General features: G+C 46.8%; 15 protein-coding genes. 3 read left to right on the top strand and 12 right to left on the bottom strand.

The window, feature by feature from the left end; genetic code table 11:
- The first annotated feature begins 205 nt into the window (after positions 1–205).
- Entirely contained in the window at positions 206–2020 is a 1815-nt protein-coding gene (locus tag NSS66_RS16815; RefSeq protein ID WP_076158772.1) for a sensor histidine kinase, read from the top strand.
- A 7-nt stretch (positions 2021–2027) separates the two neighbouring features.
- Entirely contained in the window at positions 2028–3662 is a 1635-nt protein-coding gene (locus NSS66_RS16810; protein WP_068941225.1) for a response regulator transcription factor, read from the top strand.
- On the opposite strand, the gene NSS66_RS16805 is transcribed toward NSS66_RS16810, so the two are convergent.
- The 3 genes from NSS66_RS16805 to NSS66_RS16795 form a co-directional block, all read right to left on the bottom strand.
- On the bottom strand, positions 3628–4215 hold the full coding sequence (locus tag NSS66_RS16805) for a GNAT family N-acetyltransferase (RefSeq protein WP_076158775.1): 588 nt from the start codon (positions 4213–4215) through the stop codon (positions 3628–3630). The two genes, NSS66_RS16810 and NSS66_RS16805, sit on opposite strands and share 35 nt — an antisense overlap.
- Before the next feature lie 112 nt (positions 4216–4327).
- On the bottom strand, positions 4328–5452 hold the full coding sequence (locus tag NSS66_RS16800) for an NADH-dependent flavin oxidoreductase (protein ID WP_053324526.1): 1125 nt from the start codon (positions 5450–5452) through the stop codon (positions 4328–4330).
- Between the two features lie 250 nt (positions 5453–5702).
- On the bottom strand, positions 5703–6653 hold the full coding sequence (locus NSS66_RS16795) for a bile acid:sodium symporter family protein (protein ID WP_023986785.1): 951 nt from the start codon (positions 6651–6653) through the stop codon (positions 5703–5705).
- A gap of 244 nt (positions 6654–6897) precedes the next feature.
- Here NSS66_RS16795 and NSS66_RS16790 point away from each other — a divergent pair, with 244 nt between their 5' ends.
- Positions 6898–7653: a tryptophan-rich sensory protein gene (locus tag NSS66_RS16790; protein ID WP_028541150.1), complete on the top strand. Its 756-nt coding sequence runs from the start codon at positions 6898–6900 to the stop codon at positions 7651–7653.
- A 98-nt stretch (positions 7654–7751) separates the two neighbouring features.
- Here the strand turns inward: NSS66_RS16790 and NSS66_RS16785 are convergent, their stop codons facing one another.
- The 9 genes from NSS66_RS16785 to NSS66_RS16745 form a co-directional block, all read right to left on the bottom strand.
- The gene (locus NSS66_RS16785; protein ID WP_023986783.1) at positions 7752–8816 is read right to left on the bottom strand and encodes an undecaprenyldiphospho-muramoylpentapeptide beta-N-acetylglucosaminyltransferase; all 1065 of its coding nucleotides are present in this window, start codon (positions 8814–8816) and stop codon (positions 7752–7754) included.
- A 124-nt stretch (positions 8817–8940) separates the two neighbouring features.
- Positions 8941–9321 carry a RidA family protein gene (locus NSS66_RS16780; RefSeq protein WP_013308546.1) on the bottom strand — a complete coding sequence of 127 codons (381 nt, stop codon included), beginning with the start codon at positions 9319–9321 and terminating at the stop codon, positions 8941–8943.
- A 217-nt stretch (positions 9322–9538) separates the two neighbouring features.
- Positions 9539–10258: an NAD(P)H-binding protein gene (locus tag NSS66_RS16775; protein ID WP_076158780.1), complete on the bottom strand. Its 720-nt coding sequence runs from the start codon at positions 10256–10258 to the stop codon at positions 9539–9541.
- A 46-nt stretch (positions 10259–10304) separates the two neighbouring features.
- Entirely contained in the window at positions 10305–11750 is a 1446-nt protein-coding gene (locus NSS66_RS16770) for an ATP-binding protein (protein WP_023986781.1), read from the bottom strand.
- Between the two features lie 172 nt (positions 11751–11922).
- A complete protein-coding gene (locus NSS66_RS16765; protein ID WP_023986780.1) occupies positions 11923–13425 on the bottom strand; it encodes an HD-GYP domain-containing protein in 1503 nt (500 codons plus the stop codon).
- Between the two features lie 784 nt (positions 13426–14209).
- Positions 14210–14518 carry a hypothetical protein gene (locus NSS66_RS16760; protein ID WP_340959417.1) on the bottom strand — a complete coding sequence of 103 codons (309 nt, stop codon included), beginning with the start codon at positions 14516–14518 and terminating at the stop codon, positions 14210–14212.
- Between the two features lie 100 nt (positions 14519–14618).
- On the bottom strand, positions 14619–14741 hold the full coding sequence (locus NSS66_RS16755; RefSeq protein ID WP_023986778.1) for a hypothetical protein: 123 nt from the start codon (positions 14739–14741) through the stop codon (positions 14619–14621).
- 339 nt (positions 14742–15080) lie between these two features.
- The gene (locus NSS66_RS16750) at positions 15081–15410 is read right to left on the bottom strand and encodes a hypothetical protein (RefSeq protein ID WP_023986776.1); all 330 of its coding nucleotides are present in this window, start codon (positions 15408–15410) and stop codon (positions 15081–15083) included.
- Between the two features lie 137 nt (positions 15411–15547).
- Positions 15548–17200 carry a CoA-disulfide reductase gene (locus tag NSS66_RS16745; protein WP_034094966.1) on the bottom strand — a complete coding sequence of 551 codons (1653 nt, stop codon included), beginning with the start codon at positions 17198–17200 and terminating at the stop codon, positions 15548–15550.
- Positions 17201–17237: the final 37 nt, after the last annotated feature.

Here is a 17237-nt window from a genome sequence, read left to right as displayed (position 1 = left end):
GATCCCCCCCTTTTGTTGTCTGTTGGTGTCTGGAACGCTCCCTTACGGCTTTCTTTCAGCAGCATAATGCTTGGTCCGTACGGATATGCGATTCACATGTTCATTATGTCGAATAAGCGCTCTGGAGAACACGTAGGATCGTGAACCATTAGGGGGGAAAATATTGACCTCTGGCTCGCCTTGAATTGTGAAAGGAGCTCACTGCATGAAATTTCACAGTATTCGTTCCCGCCTGATCTGGTTTTTGCTCATTGCGGTCACTCTGCCGCTGCTGCTGTCGATGACTATGACCTTTGTTCTCACCAAGCAATCCTTGCGGGAGCAGGCCACACAAGAAAATGAACGGCTTATTTTTCAGGGAATTACGAATCTGGATAACTATTTACAGGGACTGAATCGCGCGTCCATCGGAGTCTATAATGACCCTCATTTTCTGCGTAATCTGGCCAAAATCCCGGATGATTACCGGGCCGTCGCTGAAATTTACACCACGCTGCAAACGATGATGAATGCTTCGTCAGGCATTGACCAAGTGTATTTGCATTCTTTTGACGCGGGGCAATCCACGTTGATTACCAGTACAGTCCCGCTACGGGAATTCCGACTGGAGCCCTTTACCGGTTCTATTCATTACGGCCCTTCTGGACTATTCATACAGCCTTCGCACATGAAGCATTTGTACGGCTTTTCGGCGGTCTCCTATGCGGAGCACAGCACAGAGCGGCAGGTATTTACACTTCATCGGGCGATTCGGAACATTCCTGCCTCAGAGACGCTTGGGGTACTCGCTATAGATGTTGATCTGGAGCCGCTGCGCAGTATTTGCCGTCAATTGTATGATGCGGATACAGAGGAGCTGTTTTTGATCGATCGGAACGGAACGATCGTATATAGCGGAAAAGAAGCATCGATTGGAACACACTGGAAGGAATCTGGCCTGCTCAATCGAATTTCTAAAGAAGGCGAGCACGGAGTGATTGAGGATGATACAGCACTGCACGTGTACGGCAAGCTGGATGCCAATCTGTCAGGCTGGACGCTCGTCAAGAAAATTCCACATCGTACGCTGTATTTACGGGCTACCCGCCTGACTCAGATTAATGCGGTCATTACAGGCGCAGCGTTGCTACTTGTCATTGTTGCCACGTTATGGATTTCGATAAAAATCACGGAACCTATTAAGCGACTGACTCGCTACATAAACCAGATTCAGTCCGGTCAACTGGATGTAGACATTCGGGCCATGAGTAACGATGAGATCGGAGTACTGTCGCGCCGTTTCAGACAGATGATGGATACCATCAATAACCTCATTTTGCGGGAATACAAGCTGGAGCTGGCTAACAAGACACATCAATTGAAAGCGCTTCAAGCACAGATTAATCCTCACTTTTTATATAATACGCTACAGTCTATTGGAACCCTGGCCCTACAGCATGAGGTGCCGCGAATTTATTCTCTGCTCTCTTCCCTTGCCAAAATGCTGCGTTATAACATGCGGGACCATACGGTCGTTACACTCAAGGAAGAAGCCGAACATGTAAAACAATATCTTGATTTACAAAAGGAACGCTTCGGTGAGCAATTAGAGGTCACTTACCAGTGGGAAGATGAGGTGCTAAATGATCGGGTGCCAAAAATGATTCTCCAACCGTTGGTGGAAAACTACTTTAAACACGGTGCCGATCCCCGGCTGGGGCCCGGTGAAATTCGCATTACAGGCAGCCGAATCCGGGAAGGCATTGTGAAAATAACAGTGGAAAATAACGGAATTTCCATTCCACAGGCCGATTTGGAGCAGCTCCAGCATATGTTAAAACGTCCGCTGAAAGCCTACGAGGAGCCGGACACTAGTGAGCAGGACTCCATTGGCCTTCGTAATGTTCTATTGCGTATTCAGCTTCACTCGGAGGATGGTTCTAACACCCTGTGCGTAGACAATATTCTGCCTCATGGCGTCCGTTATACACTCGAAATTCGTACTGAAGTCCCTACGGAAATTCATATTAAGGGAGAGTGATCTGTCAATGAAAGTCCTGATTGTAGATGATGAGAAGCATGTACGCCATGCCATACGGATGCTCGTACATTGGGAAGCTTGCGGTGTGAGCGAGGTGATTGAGGCTGAGTCGGGCGATCAGGCGATTGAGGTCATTACCGCCCTTTCCCCACCTGTTGTACTCACGGATATGCGGATGCCCGGCAAGGATGGAGTAGCACTGATGGAGTGGATTCAAGTCAATTCCCCAGCAACCCGAGTCGTGGTGGTCAGTGGCTATGATGATTTTGACTTGGTTCGACAGGTCATCCGCCGGGGAGGCATGGACTATATTCTTAAGCCCGTGGATCCAGTGGAGATTAACGAGGCTCTAAATAAAGCCACTCAAGCCTGGCGGACGGCGGAGCAAGACCGGAACAGGCAGACAATGCAGGCCATGGAGGTCAATCGTATGAGGCCGCACTATGCTGATAAGCTCCTGACTGAAATCGTTTCCGGTATAGCGAATACCCCTCTATCCATTACGCCCTTACGTGAGGAGCTACGGCTTCCTGCAGCTATTCAGATATGTAATGCAGCTGTGATGAGTACCACTCAGCTGGATGCCGATATACTGGACAAATATAAAACGCGCCGTGCGCTTTTGAGCTTTTCCCTCATTAACATCTGTAACGAATTTCTCGGAACTTCTCAAACCGGAGTTGCATTCCGTCATCTGGAGCGTATGGACGAAATTATTCTGCTGTATTGGGGCGAGCCATCTCGTTGGCCGCTGCTCTTGCAGGATATTCACACAGGGATCAAAACAGCTTTGCGGTGTTACATGCACATCGGGGTTGGCTCTTTTGGCTCTTTTGGCGCTTTTCCCATAGCGGCAGCCACTGCCTACCAAGAGGCACGGCAAGCGTTGTGGAAACGGGATGTGTTGCAAACCGCCGACTGGATGCACCAGAGTTCCCAGACACGGCAGAGCATTCGTCTTCCCCAGTTGCCTGAGATGGAAGAGGAACTGCGGCTTAGTGCGCTCAGCTGTAATGCCAATCGTGTGTCGATAGCGGTAGGCCATTGGATAGCAGCCGTAGCCGAGCTGCCTTCGGTGACAGCAGAGCAGCTAGCCAGTTGGAATCAGGAGTTGGACTGGATGCTGGCCCGCTGGCTGAATGACAGACCTGGAGATATCGATGGCGAGGAACTGGCAGATGAGTCCGGCTCCATTCATGCATTGCCGGTCGACAACCGTGGCATGCTTTCCCTGCCCTTATGGCAAAGACAGGTTGAAAACCGACTGCTGGCAGCCGGTCAGGCGCTTACACCAAGCCATAGCCCAAACAACCCGACCATCCGTGATATTGCCCGCTATCTGGATGCACACTATAACGAGGACATTTCTCTACAGGATATGGCGAGCCGCTTTTATCTCAGTCGGGAATATATTTCTCGTAAATTCAAGCAGGAGTACGGGGTTAATCTGTCAGACTATTTGTGTCAGATCAGGATGAGCAAGGCAAAGCTATTGCTGCTAAATGACAAGCTGCGCCTTCATCATATTGCCGGTATGGTCGGGTATCAGGATGAAAAATATTTTGGCAAGGTGTTCAAAAAACTGGAGGGGGTCACGCCCGGCGAATTCAGAAAACGCCATTCTGCAAATCCTCAGCCGTGACCGCATACAGCACGTGATCTTCCCACACACCATTAATCTTCAAATAGTTGAGAGCCAGCCCTTCGCGGCGAAATCCTGCCTTTTCCATCACTCGATTGGAAGGCGCATTTCTTGGCATCACTCCTGCTTGAATACGGTGTAATTCCAACTCATTTAGGGCGTAGCGCACAATATCCTTCACAGCGGAAGTAGCATAGCCTTGTCCATGGTAAGCGGGATCTACAAAGTAGCCCAGATTGGCGTTTTGAAAGGGGCCTCTAGCGATACCCGACAGCTCCATTCTGCCAATCAGCTTATCATTTTCCGGCAAAAAAAGTCCAAACGTATATCCCTGTCCGGCTTGTGCCGCTTCCAAACCGTTGGAAATCAGACGCGCCTGTTCTTCCAGCGTAAAGTAAATTTCAGGTCGTTCTGGCTCGAACGGTTTGAAAAAATCAAAATTTTCACGTCTGATCTCTAATAAACGTGCTGCATCACTTACTTGTAACAATCGAATCTGTAGCCCCGGATGGGTGGACTTTATCAAAATGGCGCCATTAGCTTTATGTAACATTGTCATTTTCCTTCTTTCTCAGTTATTCCTATATTATTGTGTTCACGGTCACGAGACAGGAAAATACCCCAGGTGCATGAGAGCAGCCTAGGGTATCTCCATCATTCAAAATTTAGTCCGTAACAGGCATCCAGCCTGGAAGGGTCGTCAACGCACCCCACAAGTAGTCAGGAATGACTAGCTCCTGCTGGGCTTGCTTGGATAATGTCGTGCGAATGGTATCTTCTGTGCCGTTTTGCACCTTCTGAACCCATTGCGGCTCCATCAAAAGCGGACGTCCCAGCGATACAAGCGGTACACCTGTCTCCAGTGCTGCAAGCGCTTCGTCCGGTGTATTCAGCGACCCGACTCCCATAATCGGCACACGGTTACCTACCTTCTCATGGATGAGAACGGTACGTGACCGTTCGTCACTACGGTCGCGGAACGAACCACCAAAGAAATGATTCACGGAAATATGTAGGTAATCCAGCCCTTGATCCGCCAGACGGTCTACAAGCACCATCGTATCATCCAGCGAAATGCCTGGTGTGTGTCCTTCCTCAGGAGACAAGCGGTATCCAAAGATGAATGGCCGCTTTGCATGTTGTGCGATCACTTTCTTCACTTCGTGAACAACCGCCAGCGGAAAGGTCAATCGTTTTTCAAGACTTCCTCCCCATTCATCAGTACGAATGTTGGAATGCGGGGAGAAGAACTGCTGCACCAGGTAACCGTTCGCTCCGTGAAGCTCCACACCATCATAGCCTGCTTCAATCGCGCGGCGAGTCGCTTCGCCATAGGCACGAATGACGCGGTGGATATCGTCGGATGTCATTTCACGCGGCACAGGCGCGCCTTCTTTTTCCTCGGCTACTGCGCTTGCACTGATCGGCTGTCCATCTGGAATTTGATCTGGTGGACACAGGCGGCCACCATGATAAATTTGCAGGATCGCTTTCGCGCCCTCCTGATGAATCGTATCTGCCAGACGGCGCAGGCTAGGAATCATTTCATCCTTGTCCGCACCAAACTCATTAACAAATCCTTTACCATCTGGAGTTACATACACACAAGCGGTAATAACCGCGCCCACACCACCGGAGCGTTCACGGTAGTATGCCAGTTCCTCGTCACTGACTTCACCATTTTCGTGGGAAGCAAAGTTAGTCATAGGTGCCATGGTAATACGGTTCTTCAACGTAACACCGGATGGCAGGGTAAAAGCTTCAAATAGAGAATTATATTTTGGGTTCATTCGTTCTCTCTCCTTCAGTTTAAATCAGATCAGATAATATAAGGCTGTTAAGCATGAAGCCGAATATGAATTGGATGCAGTTTTCCTTCCATAACGAACTCAAACTACTGTTGCTTACTTAAATACAGTGGTTGTAACAACCACAGTATAATGATCCGCAACTATAAAGTCAAATCTATCCTTTCTGACCTTCCCCAAACTGTTCGAAAAAGCTGAACCGCAGCCACTTGTCACAAGCCACTGACAAAGCTTAATGGTTCCCGGATGTGCTGTTCTTCTCCTCCCGGCGGGAAAACCAGGTCGCGAGCAACGAGCCGGAAATATTATGCCACACGCTAAAAATCGCACTCGGTACAGCAGCAATCGGATTAAAATGAGCTGCTGCCAGCGCAGCGCCCAGTCCGGAATTCTGCATTCCCGTTTCCAGAGTAACAGCTTTACGCTTGGAAAGATTCATACCGAATAGCTTGGCAAACCAATATCCGAGCAGGAACCCGATACCGTTATGCAAAATAACCACACCAAAAATAATCGGACCTGTCTCCAAAATCTTGCCTTTGCTGCCTGCAATCACAATAGCCACGATGAGCATAATCACCAGTGTTGATATGAGCGGCAGCGCCTGGACACTGGCTTCTGCCTGTTTGCGAAATAGCGATTTGACGATAACACCCAACACAATGGGGACAATAACCACGATGAGAATATCCATGATCAGCGACTTCGCATCAATATTCATCCAACGTCCAGCAAGCAGGTTAATCATGGCCGGGGTAGCTAGTGGAGCAATCAGCGTCGATACTGAAGCAATCGACACGCCCAACGCCACATCGCCTTTGGATAAGAGCGTCATTACGTTGGACGCGGTTCCACTCGGGCAACAGCCTACCAAAATGACACCTACCGCAATATCCGGTGGCAGCTGCAATACTAATGCCAATCCAAAGGCCAGAAATGGCATAATCAGATAATGCCCGACCACACCAATAGCCACATCCACTGGACGCCGAAATACTTCACGAAAGTCAGCCGCAGATAAAGTCAGCCCCATCCCGAACATGACAATGCCCAAAAATAACTGTATGTATCCTTTCAACCCTGTAAACGCCGCAGGAAAGAAAAATCCCAAGCATGCAAATAAAAGTACCCAGATGGAAAAGGTTCCTCCTACAAATTTCCCTACTTTCTCCAAGCCATTCATTCCACTTATCTCCTTACTTCTATATAATTTGAATTTGAGGAAATTCAGCTTATATAGTGCTTAAAATTTTCACCATTGTACTACATATGACTGCATATACATACAACTTTTTATGATTTTACCGGGATCAAGAAACTTTTTCCGGTTAGGACATATTCGAAAGCAAAGTGGGTATATTCATAATAGAAGCTTGTGACCAGTCGGTCATTTTTGGATCATCATTCGTTGTGGAGGAGATATCCCTATGTCACGAAGCCATCCGTATAAATGGTGGAATATTATTGCATTTATCGCTGTCGTTCTCGTTAACGTTCTGGCTTCTACACTTCCTATCGGTGGCAGAAGCACTGCTGCTGTATCCAACATGTACCCAACCTTGATCACCCCAGCGGGTTACGCTTTTTCCATCTGGTCGGTCATCTACGTACTGCTCGCCTGCTTTGTCGTGTACCAAGCTACACCTACAGGGCAAGCCAAGACAAGCGTTCAGTCCATCGGTATTTTTTTTATTCTAAGCTGTCTCTTCAATATCATCTGGATTTTCCTCTGGCAGTATGTATACGTAGAGCTGTGCGTCATCGTCATTATTCTATACTTGCTTTCCTTGAGCGTCGTGTATGTACGTACCCGCACGCCGCAGCCAACCCGCGGAGAAATGTGGTTCGTCAAGCTACCGTTCAGCCTGAACCTCGGTTGGGTATCTGTTGCTACTATTATCAATATTGCAGTGGCACTGGAAAAGAATGAATGGAGTGGCTGGGGACTCAGCGATACGACATGGGCGATCATTATCCTGCTCATCGGCACCGTATTGGCCATCATGGTCAGCTTCCCTTATCGCGACAGCATTTATCCTCTCGTATTTGTATGGGCCTATGTCGCCATCGCCGTCGAGCATCCGAACAATGAAAATGTACGGCTGGCTTCATTGATCTTGGCGGCAATCATTCTGGTGTACGCGCTATGGCTATTCTTTGCCCGTAATCGAGAACGGGATTAAAGAAAACGAATATGATCTCCTAGCCAGAACAAGCGAGCTTGGGTCTGAATCATCTAGCCCAAGCTCGCTTGCTTTGTTTATTCATTTTAACCATGTGATTAGGTATAGACTTTAATCAAATCTATAAGCTTGCTTGTCGAGTGATCTGCATTCATTTTCTTCATATTGATAATATAATCCGACCTTTTTTCATACAAACCAAGAATCATGTCAACAAATCGTTCAGATTCCAACTCTTCTTCTTCTAAAAACTCACAAAAGCCTTGCGCTTTAAATGATTTGGCATTTAGAATTTGATCTCCCCGGCTGACTGCCTTTGAAAGAGGGATCAATAGCATAGGCTTCCGCAGCGTTAAGAATTCAAAAATGGAATTTGAACCCGCCCTAGAAACAACCATATCTGCCATCGCCATAACATCCGCCAGTTCATCGTTTATGTATTCAAACTGCTTGTAGCCATGCATATGAATGGAATGATTCACTTGGTCTTTACCACAAATATGGACGATTTGAAAATGAACGAGCAAAGCCTCTAAATTCATCCAGACCATCTCATTGATCTTCTTGGAACCTAAACTCCCACCCATGATCAGAATGATCGGCTTATTTCGAGTAAATCCGCAATAGGTCAAACCTTTGGCTGCCTCCCCATCTTTTAGTTCATCTCTCACAATAGCACCTACATACCGGGTATGCTTAGAGCGAAAGTACTGAGTGGTTTCAGGAAAGGTAGTACAAATTTCTGTAGCAAATATGCTGGAAATCTTATTAGCTAATCCAGGGGTAATATCTGATTCATGAATGATTACAGGGACTTTATTCAACCACCCAGCCAATACCACAGGAACCGAAACAAACCCGCCTTTTGAAAAAATAATATCCGGTTTTTCTTTTCTTATAATCCGGTACGCTTGAGAAATCCCCTTCAGCACTTTAAAAGGGTCCTTAAAATTATTCCAATCAAAATATCTGCGCAATTTCCCAGTTGAGATACTAAAATAACGCACATCTTCCAGTCCAGAAATCAATTTTCTTTCAATCCCTTGTTCAGAGCCTATGTATTGGACACTCCAATGTTGTTCCAGTAAGTGAGGAATCAAAGCTAGGTTTACTGCTACATGTCCTGAAGAGCCTCCACCAGTGAAAATTATTTTTTTAATCATCTCCACCTCCACTCTGTATTCAAAAAAAACAAAACACATTAAATTTGAGCAACCGGGTGCCTCTATTTAATAGGGACACCCGGTTGCCATACAAACTTTTTATTTTATGAACGGACCTTTCAGACTATTCGCCCTTCAATGCAATGACTTCAATCTCCACCAGTGCATCCTTAGGCAGACGAGCTACCTCCACCGCACTGCGTGCTGGATAGGGTTGTTCAAAGAAAGAACTGTACACCTCATTGACGCTGACAAAATCGTTCATGTCCTTCAGGAATACAGTCGCTTTCACAACCTGGTTCATGTTGCTGCCTGCCGCTTCCAGAATGGCTTGTACGTTGCTCAAGGACAGGCGTGCCTGCTCCTGTACATCCTTACCGAACTCACCTGTTGCCGGATTCAGTCCAAGCTGTCCCGAGGTGTAAATAAACCCGCCTGCCTCTACCGCTTGGCTATAAGGGCCGATAGCACCGGGTGCTTTTTCAGTAGCAATTGTTTTTTTCATATGGGTTGGATTCTCCTTCCTGATACTGGTTCACCGTATTATAGCATGTGAAGTCCAAAGCCACTATTCCGTGCGACGGATTAACGCACTTGATGAATTAGAGATTACGATAGATGTGCCGCAACATACAAACCACCAATAAAACACAAATAACGCCGCTGCTGCCCGAATCATCGGGCAGCAGCGGCGTTATTGTCATTTTAATCCTGCCGTGGTTTTACACGTTCTCATCAGGAGCCGTTCCTGTAACAGGCTCCTCAACATCGGATGTTAGCTCTGCACCAATGACCCGAATGATGTCGTTCGGATAAATATGTACGCCGCTCGCCTGCGCAAGAGCAATTCGTACCATGGCTCGTGCGATGACCGAGGCCGGGATAGCGCGGTAGGAAGCCAGCTTGCCCGTCATTAGACCGTCCAGCGCTTTCATGACAACAGCGGCAGCGGCTTCGCCCATACGTCGTTCAGGTCTCGCGCCCAAAATCAGCGACGGACGGAACAAATGCAGCGCAGGCAGCCCGATAGCGGCAAGCGCCTCTTCAGCCTCACCCTTGGTGCGGTTATAAAACACACGTGAATCTGGATCGGCCCCCATCGCTGAGATAGCTAGCATCTGTACAGCACCAGCCTCTTTGCCCAACTGGGCAGCCAGCACCGGATAGTCCAGATCCACCTGACGAAACTGCTCCTTGGTGCCAGCTTTTTTCATCGTTGTCCCAAGGCAGCAAAAAACATCATCCACCCCTTCGAAGGCGAACGCCGCTTTCTGTGGCTGTTCCCAATCGATGAGCGCCTGTTCCAGCTTGGGATGCTTGATGTCCAACGGACGTCTGCCCATAACCATGACGCGGTTGTATTCCTTTTGCACCAGCAGCTCTCGTACAACATAACCCCCGACAAGCCCTGTTGCACCCACAACGACCGCTTTACGTTCCATGATAGACCTCCTTTGTGCCATAGCGCTCCTGCTCCTACAATTGCGATTAGGTTAATTTAAAGGGTTGTTCGTCCGCCTCCTTGCTTACGGACGGACACATGGGTAGGTACAAGGAAAACGTACTTCCCTTACCCTCCTCACTTTCTAAACGGATAAACCCGCCCAACAAGCGGGAAAAATCACGGCTGATGGACAATCCCAACCCGGTTCCTCCATATTTACGATTAATGGAACCGTTCGCCTGCTGGAATGCCTCAAAAATAACGTGTTGCTGAAGCATGGAAATACCGATGCCCGTATCTTTTACAGCAAATACAACCCAATCTCCCTCCTGTCCCTTTCGATCCAGATGCTGTGTACTCATTTCTAGCAATACACGTCCTTCATGAGTGAACTTAAAGGCGTTGGATAACAGATTACGCAAAATTTGCTGTACACGTTTAGAATCGGACCGAATTTCATTCGGTATAGGCTCATGCTCCTTTAAGCTGAATTCCAGGTTTTTATCCTTCGCAGTGACTTCAAAATGCATCATCATCACCTGCGCAATCTCACGCACATTGACTGGTTCACTTACGATTTCCATGTGCCCAGCCTCGACCTTGGACAAGTCCAAAATGTCGTTAATCATTTGGAGCAAATCATGCCCCGAGGCATAGATGAGATCGCTGTATTGGTATAACTCGTCCTCATCCAATTCTTTTCCCTGCTCGTTGATAATCTGCGCCAGGTTAATGATGCTGTTAAGAGGTGTACGTAACTCATGCGACATCGTTGCCATAAAATCCGATTTATATTGGGAAGCCATCATCAGTTGCTTGGCACGTTCCTCTAGAATGACCTTTGCCTTCTGCAACTCATCTCGCTGCTCTGATAACAACTCATTCGCCTGCTTAATCTGATGATTCCGCTGTTGTTCCATCTGAAAGTCCCTTAAAATCAGAGCAAATAAAAAACTGAGGACGATGCCGATTGGCAGTGTAAGAGGAACAACCTCCGCTACATAATAGCGCCAGGGAATGACGCCCAGACAGGCAATATTTAACGTATTTACGATATTAACCGCTAAAATGGTCACCGATGCCTTAATAATCAAACGCCAGGTGGAACGGCGCATCCAGTAGTTCAATCCGGCGCACAGGACGCCCAGAATGCTCATATTCAAAAAGCCGACCCACGCCGCCATATGCAGACCGAAGGTAAATCTCGTTAGTCCGATTGCGACCCCAATAATAATAAGCGTATAGGAGCGGGGATACACCAATGCCGCGATAATCAGCGGTACGAAACGCAAATCAAAAATAACCGTTTCACTAAAGTTAAAACCAAAACAAGAACTGACCCATCCGCCAAATATCACTAGCAGCACCGAGCTGACATATTTGAACCGCGAAGAGGTACGACTCAAACCATATTTATAAATCACGTTCGCCACATAGGCAACGGCAATCAGCATCCCTAAATTCATTAAAAACATCATTGAAAATTGCATGGACTCACACTCCCATAGCGCAAAAAATTGGATGCCAGGCCTATGTTAACCGCGTTTGCCTTTCTTGTACATCATAACATGAAGCCCCATCTTTCGACATAAAAGATACTTACATTCCTATATAAAAAAGCGAACCTCAATGGCTCGCCCTGTTGTGCTGATATATACAGAGTCAGCTTGTGATGCCTTTGTTCCGGCGCCACTCCTTGACAAATAATTCGGCAAAATAAGGGTCCCATTGGGTTCCCTTTCCCTCTTCCAATATCATAACCGCCTTCTCTTCCTTCATACCTTGCCGATAGGGACGATCAGACGTCATCGCATCATAAGCATCCGCTACAGCAATGATTCGCCCAAATAAGGGGATATCTTCCCCAGCGAGCTGGTCAGGGTATCCCTTGCCATCATAACGTTCATGGTGCGATCGCACGCCGGGCAAATAAGGGGCCATAGCATAAGCTGGTTCAACTTGCCGGAGAATACTCTCTCCCATAACCGGGTGCATTTTAATCTGATCAAACTCCTCGTCCGTCAGCTTGCCGTCCTTGAGCAGAACAGCGTCAGCCACGCCGATTTTACCGATATCATGCAGCAAAGCTGTTTTGCGCAGCAAGTCGAGGTCTGTCTCATTCAAACCTCCCTTGCGCCCAATGAGTACGGAGTATTCAGCCACACGCAAAGAATGTCCTGCGGTATAGGCATCTCGCGCATCCAGCGCTGCCGCCAAGGTGGCGAAGTAACTGTCCAATAGCTGACCGTTCTTTTCTTCCCGTTCCTTCAGGCCCTCGATCATCATGTTAAAGCCTTCAACCAGCTCGGCAAATTCGTCGGAGTACAAGTCGCTGGCATTACTGTTCAGGCGGCCTTCCCTCACTGCATTCATTTTTTCCAGCAGGTGGTGGATCGGCTGTTCGATCTCACGGGTCAACAACCTTCCTCCCAGATAAGCAAAGGCTACACCAAAAATTAAAATCGTACCCGCCCATGCCCAATAGGAACTCGAATCCGTCGCCTCCAAACGTTCCAGGCGAATCTGTGTAGCTAGACAAAATAAAAACAGAGGAAAAGCACCAATGAGCGTCGCGCTTAACTGAAATTTATGCCGAAGCGATAGTAGGACTCGTCCTCGCAGGGACAGGTTTAATCCATATTGCTGATAGGTTCGATCACGGATTTCCTCCAGCAGCGGCTTGATTGCTCTCATTGTCAGGAAAAATTCAACCAGTGCGTGCATCGAAGCAACCAGACAAGCTCCTATACAGGCGATTCCTACATAATACAAGGGAAAGGTAAGTTGTCCAGTATGTATCATCCATAAGGCAATGACGGCTGCCGGGATAGAGAAACCCAACAAATGCGGTCCAACAATACGTAAAACTGACAAATTAGGCAGATGATGAACCCGGATATACACCGCTTCTACATCCTTGAGTGTTTCCTGATTGCCGTAAAAAAAACGATGAACCGGTCTCAAATGCATTCGAAACACTATGGTTTCACAAGCAATCATAATGACGCTGGAAAATGCAATAATTTTAACAAGACCCAGAATTTCATAGTGGGCTACATTTAACGTGGAAAATACAAAAATCATACCTACCAACAATACAGCGATAAACGAACCTATAATATAGTTCAGGATAACATGCTGAATAAAGCGCTTATAGGTCGGCAAATTGCTACCCCTCTTTTCATCCGCACACTCTAAAATATCTTGTGTATTCAATATCGGAGTCCAACCATCAAAAGTTTACCTTCTTGCTCGAGCATTTTACATAAATACGAGGATGGCTTTTAATCTGCAATTTATAGATGGGAAATCATCTTATTCTTAACTAAGAAACTCTCGAGGGAAGAGCATTTTAGCCAACATTTTTTCCAGTCTATAATCAAAAAGCCAAAAATGACTTGTGTTTTATAATCATTCTTGCTATACTATTGAAGTATGTATTAACCCCATAAGATTCCACGCAACAAGCTATTACTCCTAATCACCGTATGGAGCTTCTCCTAATTTTATGTATAACCCTAATGTAGAATTTTGAGCTTTTGCCGAAGATTTTCACATTCACACTGGCGCGGTCATCGGAGCCGCAAGGACGAAAGAGAGGTAGGGCTTTTGTCGTTTGGAAAATGAACAGTGGAATCACACTGCCCCTTATGAACATGCTGACCATATAATGCAAGGTAGCAGGGGTTGAATATATATTTTGCCATCAAACGATGAAGTTTGAGCAGGCCGTGCAGTATATGCAAACTGCACCATCCTCCGGATGATCCCCGGGGGATTTTTCATATACATAAGCGTATCTATGAACAAAAAAGTGGCCCTGCCGATACATCGGCAGGGCCTATAGCTTGATCAAAAAGGGGTTAATAGGGTCATTATAGTCTCGCTTTCTTAAAACTAAATGATATGCACCTTAAAAACTCATTAATTTTCCAGTTTTATATACCTTCTAATAATTCGTCCAATATTCTGTACCATCGGGCGGCATCGTTTGCGTAGTGGAACGTCTTGTTTCCGATTGGGTGCGCCTTTGGGTCGAGGGACGCTCCCACCCTTCCAGTAAAACAACATGCTGGGTACCCGAATTGTTTTCCCAAGTGATGTAGCGCTCCTGTTCCATATGTCGCAAGGCGACTGTAATTTCAGCATCTCGCTTGCCCGTTTTTACGGTCAATTCCGCCATTGTGGGCATGTGGCGATGCTGGGCGAAATAATTATACAAAATACGTAACAGCTTTCGTTCCAAATCTGGCAACATCGTCTTCACCCCCTGAAAAGAACATACGTTCCCATTATAACATATAAAAATGCACCCTCCTACTGGAAGATGCATTCGGGCTTGTATGCCCATGTTGAATTTAGTTTTTTTCCTTCTCCTGACGACCGACAGAGCGCAGCCACCAAGCGATTCCACCCACACTTCCAAGTGCCAGAACCGTTAAGAAAATAATATAGAACAAATGAAATGCACGATCACTCATGGCAATCGCCTCCTTACTTTATGTATACACTTTCCAGCTAAGCCTGTAAACCTCTTTTTAGTCCCACATTCTAAATTTCCCCAAAAACTCGACAATAGATACTTGCTTGAGATCCATCGGTGCATACTAACTAAAAGTGGTTAATACCAAATATGAGACAGACCAAGGAGGTTATCGAATATGAAATTCCTATTGATCGTGATCATCGTCGTGCTGATCGTTGTGTTGCTTATGAGAAGACGCAGATAAGCGGAGACATCCTGCATGGTTAAAAAGGAATACAAAAAGGGCTTTCGGTACATCACCGAAAGCCTTTATCCATCTGAGGTTAAGGCTAAATTACGCCTTGTTCTTCTTGTTATATTTAATAAAAGCAATTACAAGCGCTACAGCAAACAATATTCCGCTGACCACCCATGTTGTCAGAAATGCCATACCCAAACCGACATTAGACCCCATCGTCGGGTGATTCATGGCAGTAAACACTGATCCCTGCATCATAAATATGGTACAGAACAAAACAACGGGCGCTAAAATAATCGTGCTTGCTGTCTTCCGAGTACCAGATACTGCGATCACGCACAGAGCGGAAATCACCAAGATCACCCAATATATAACTGCTTCCCAAATCACTGAAGTGCCCACCTGCTCAACCTCTTTTCTATCCATTCGTATATGCCTCTTCTATTGTAACAGACGTCACACAGTGAACCAAGCCATAATTTGATCAGAAAAGGGGTAAACCCTGCGGATAACGTAAATAATGTACAGTAGCGATCCTACACCAAAGACATGAAAGGAAATGTTCACTCACGTTCAGCCATAACCGAATACGTCTTATAGCCACCATCAACGTTCCTCACCCGATAACCGTATTGAGTCAAAATTCGGGCAGCAATATAGCCTCGCAGACCGACTTGGCAGGATACCGCGATCTCTAGATCACTAGGGATTTCTGCCATCCGCTCTCTAATTTCGGCCAGAGGAATATGAATCGAACCTGGAATGGCCCCTGCCTGTAGCTCCACCGCATCCCTAACATCAATAATAAGACCACCATTGCGGTGAAAATCATCAACTTCATGCCACTGTATCGTTTGGACCAGCCCATCCATGATATTCGAAGCCACGTAACCCGCCATATTCACAGGGTCTTTTGCTGAAGAATAAGGAGGTGCATAAGCAAGTTCAATATCAGCCAGTTCACGGACGTTCAAATGGCCACGAATAGCCGTCGCAATGACATCAATCCTTTTGTCTGCTCCATCAGCTCCAACAGCCTGCGCCCCATAGATCATCCCGTTTTCGGGATTAAAGAGCAGCTTCATAGCAATGGGTGATGCGCCAGGGTAATAGCCGGCATGTGAACCAGGATGAATATGAACAGCCTGATAAGGAACGCCCAGCCGCTGTAATGTTTTTTCATTATTACCTGTAGAAGCTGAAGTCAATGCAAAGGTCTTAATTACGGATGTTCCAAGCGCCCCATCATAAGAAATTGCTTGACCGTTAATATGATCCGCTACCAAACGCCCCTGACGATTGGCTCCCCAGGCTAGCGATACCATCGTTGCAAACCCATGATTGCGGTCTTTGACCTGAATGGCATCCCCCACCGCATAAATGGCCGGATCGCTGGTTTGCAGTTGGGCGTTCACCTGAATAGCGCCGCGAAAACCAAGTTCCAATCCGCTTTGCTTGGCCAACTCATTTTCAGGAACAACACCGATCGCCAGAATAACCATGTCCGTCTGAAGCACACCCCCGGAGGTCAATCGAAGTTGTGTACCCTGCTCTTCAAAAGCTGTGACTCCTTCCTCTAAACGCACCTCCACCCCGTTCAGCCTCATATGCTGTTCTACCCATTTGGCCATTTCAGGGTCCAGCGGATTCAATAATTGTTGTCCCATATCAATAATGGTTACTGCAAGTCCACGCTCCCGCAAATTCTCGGCCATCTCCAGCCCAATAAATCCGGCCCCGATCACCGTGACATGCTTTGGATGCCTTTCATCTACATATGCCTTAATAACGTCCGTGTCATGAATGTTTCTTAATGTAAATAAATTCATAGCTTCATGTAATCCAGGAATGTCCGGTATCATCGGTTTGGCTCCCGGCGACAATACCACAATATCGTACGGTTGCTCATCTGTTTCCCCTGTAATCATATCGCGGAAATGGACGAGCTTCTGCTCACGGTCTATTTGTATCACTTCTTTCAGTACCCGTACATCTATATTAAAACGGTCTCTTATCCCTTGAGGTGTCTGGAGAAACAGCTTCTCCCGCGCATGGATTGCCCCGCCAATATAGTAGGGAAGGCCACAGTTTGCAAAAGAAACATGCTCTCCGCGTTCAAACAAAATAATCTCGTCTTCCTCATTCCATCTACGCAATCTCGCAGCAGCAGAAGCTCCACCTGCTACCCCGCCAATAATAACTATTTTCCTACCCATTTCTTCCCCTCCTCATATACCCTACGGGGTATAATAT

This window comes from Paenibacillus sp. FSL R10-2748 (assembly GCF_038005565.1).
Classification (GTDB): domain Bacteria; phylum Bacillota; class Bacilli; order Paenibacillales; family Paenibacillaceae; genus Paenibacillus; species Paenibacillus polymyxa_B.
This window is presented reverse-complemented; position numbering and strand designations above follow the sequence as displayed.

Bases quoted from the DNA above. Each gene is read 5' to 3' on its own strand.
- NSS66_RS16815 (WP_076158772.1), top strand. From the start codon at position 206: ATGAAATTTCACAGTATTCGTTCCCGCCTGATCTGGTTTTTGCTCATT.
- NSS66_RS16810 (WP_068941225.1), top strand. From the start codon at position 2,028: ATGAAAGTCCTGATTGTAGATGATGAGAAGCATGTACGCCATGCCATA.
- NSS66_RS16805 (WP_076158775.1), bottom strand. From the start codon at position 4,215: ATGTTACATAAAGCTAATGGCGCCATTTTGATAAAGTCCACCCATCCG.
- NSS66_RS16800 (WP_053324526.1), bottom strand. From the start codon at position 5,452: ATGAACCCAAAATATAATTCTCTATTTGAAGCTTTTACCCTGCCATCC.
- NSS66_RS16795 (WP_023986785.1), bottom strand. From the start codon at position 6,653: ATGAATGGCTTGGAGAAAGTAGGGAAATTTGTAGGAGGAACCTTTTCC.
- NSS66_RS16790 (WP_028541150.1), top strand. From the start codon at position 6,898: ATGTCACGAAGCCATCCGTATAAATGGTGGAATATTATTGCATTTATC.
- NSS66_RS16785 (WP_023986783.1), bottom strand. From the start codon at position 8,816: ATGATTAAAAAAATAATTTTCACTGGTGGAGGCTCTTCAGGACATGTA.
- NSS66_RS16780 (WP_013308546.1), bottom strand. From the start codon at position 9,321: ATGAAAAAAACAATTGCTACTGAAAAAGCACCCGGTGCTATCGGCCCT.
- NSS66_RS16775 (WP_076158780.1), bottom strand. From the start codon at position 10,258: ATGGAACGTAAAGCGGTCGTTGTGGGTGCAACAGGGCTTGTCGGGGGT.
- NSS66_RS16770 (WP_023986781.1), bottom strand. From the start codon at position 11,750: ATGCAATTTTCAATGATGTTTTTAATGAATTTAGGGATGCTGATTGCC.
- NSS66_RS16760 (WP_340959417.1), bottom strand. From the start codon at position 14,518: ATGTTGCCAGATTTGGAACGAAAGCTGTTACGTATTTTGTATAATTAT.
- NSS66_RS16755 (WP_023986778.1), bottom strand. From the start codon at position 14,741: ATGAGTGATCGTGCATTTCATTTGTTCTATATTATTTTCTTAACGGTT.
- NSS66_RS16750 (WP_023986776.1), bottom strand. From the start codon at position 15,410: ATGGATAGAAAAGAGGTTGAGCAGGTGGGCACTTCAGTGATTTGGGAA.
- NSS66_RS16745 (WP_034094966.1), bottom strand. From the start codon at position 17,200: ATGGGTAGGAAAATAGTTATTATTGGCGGGGTAGCAGGTGGAGCTTCT.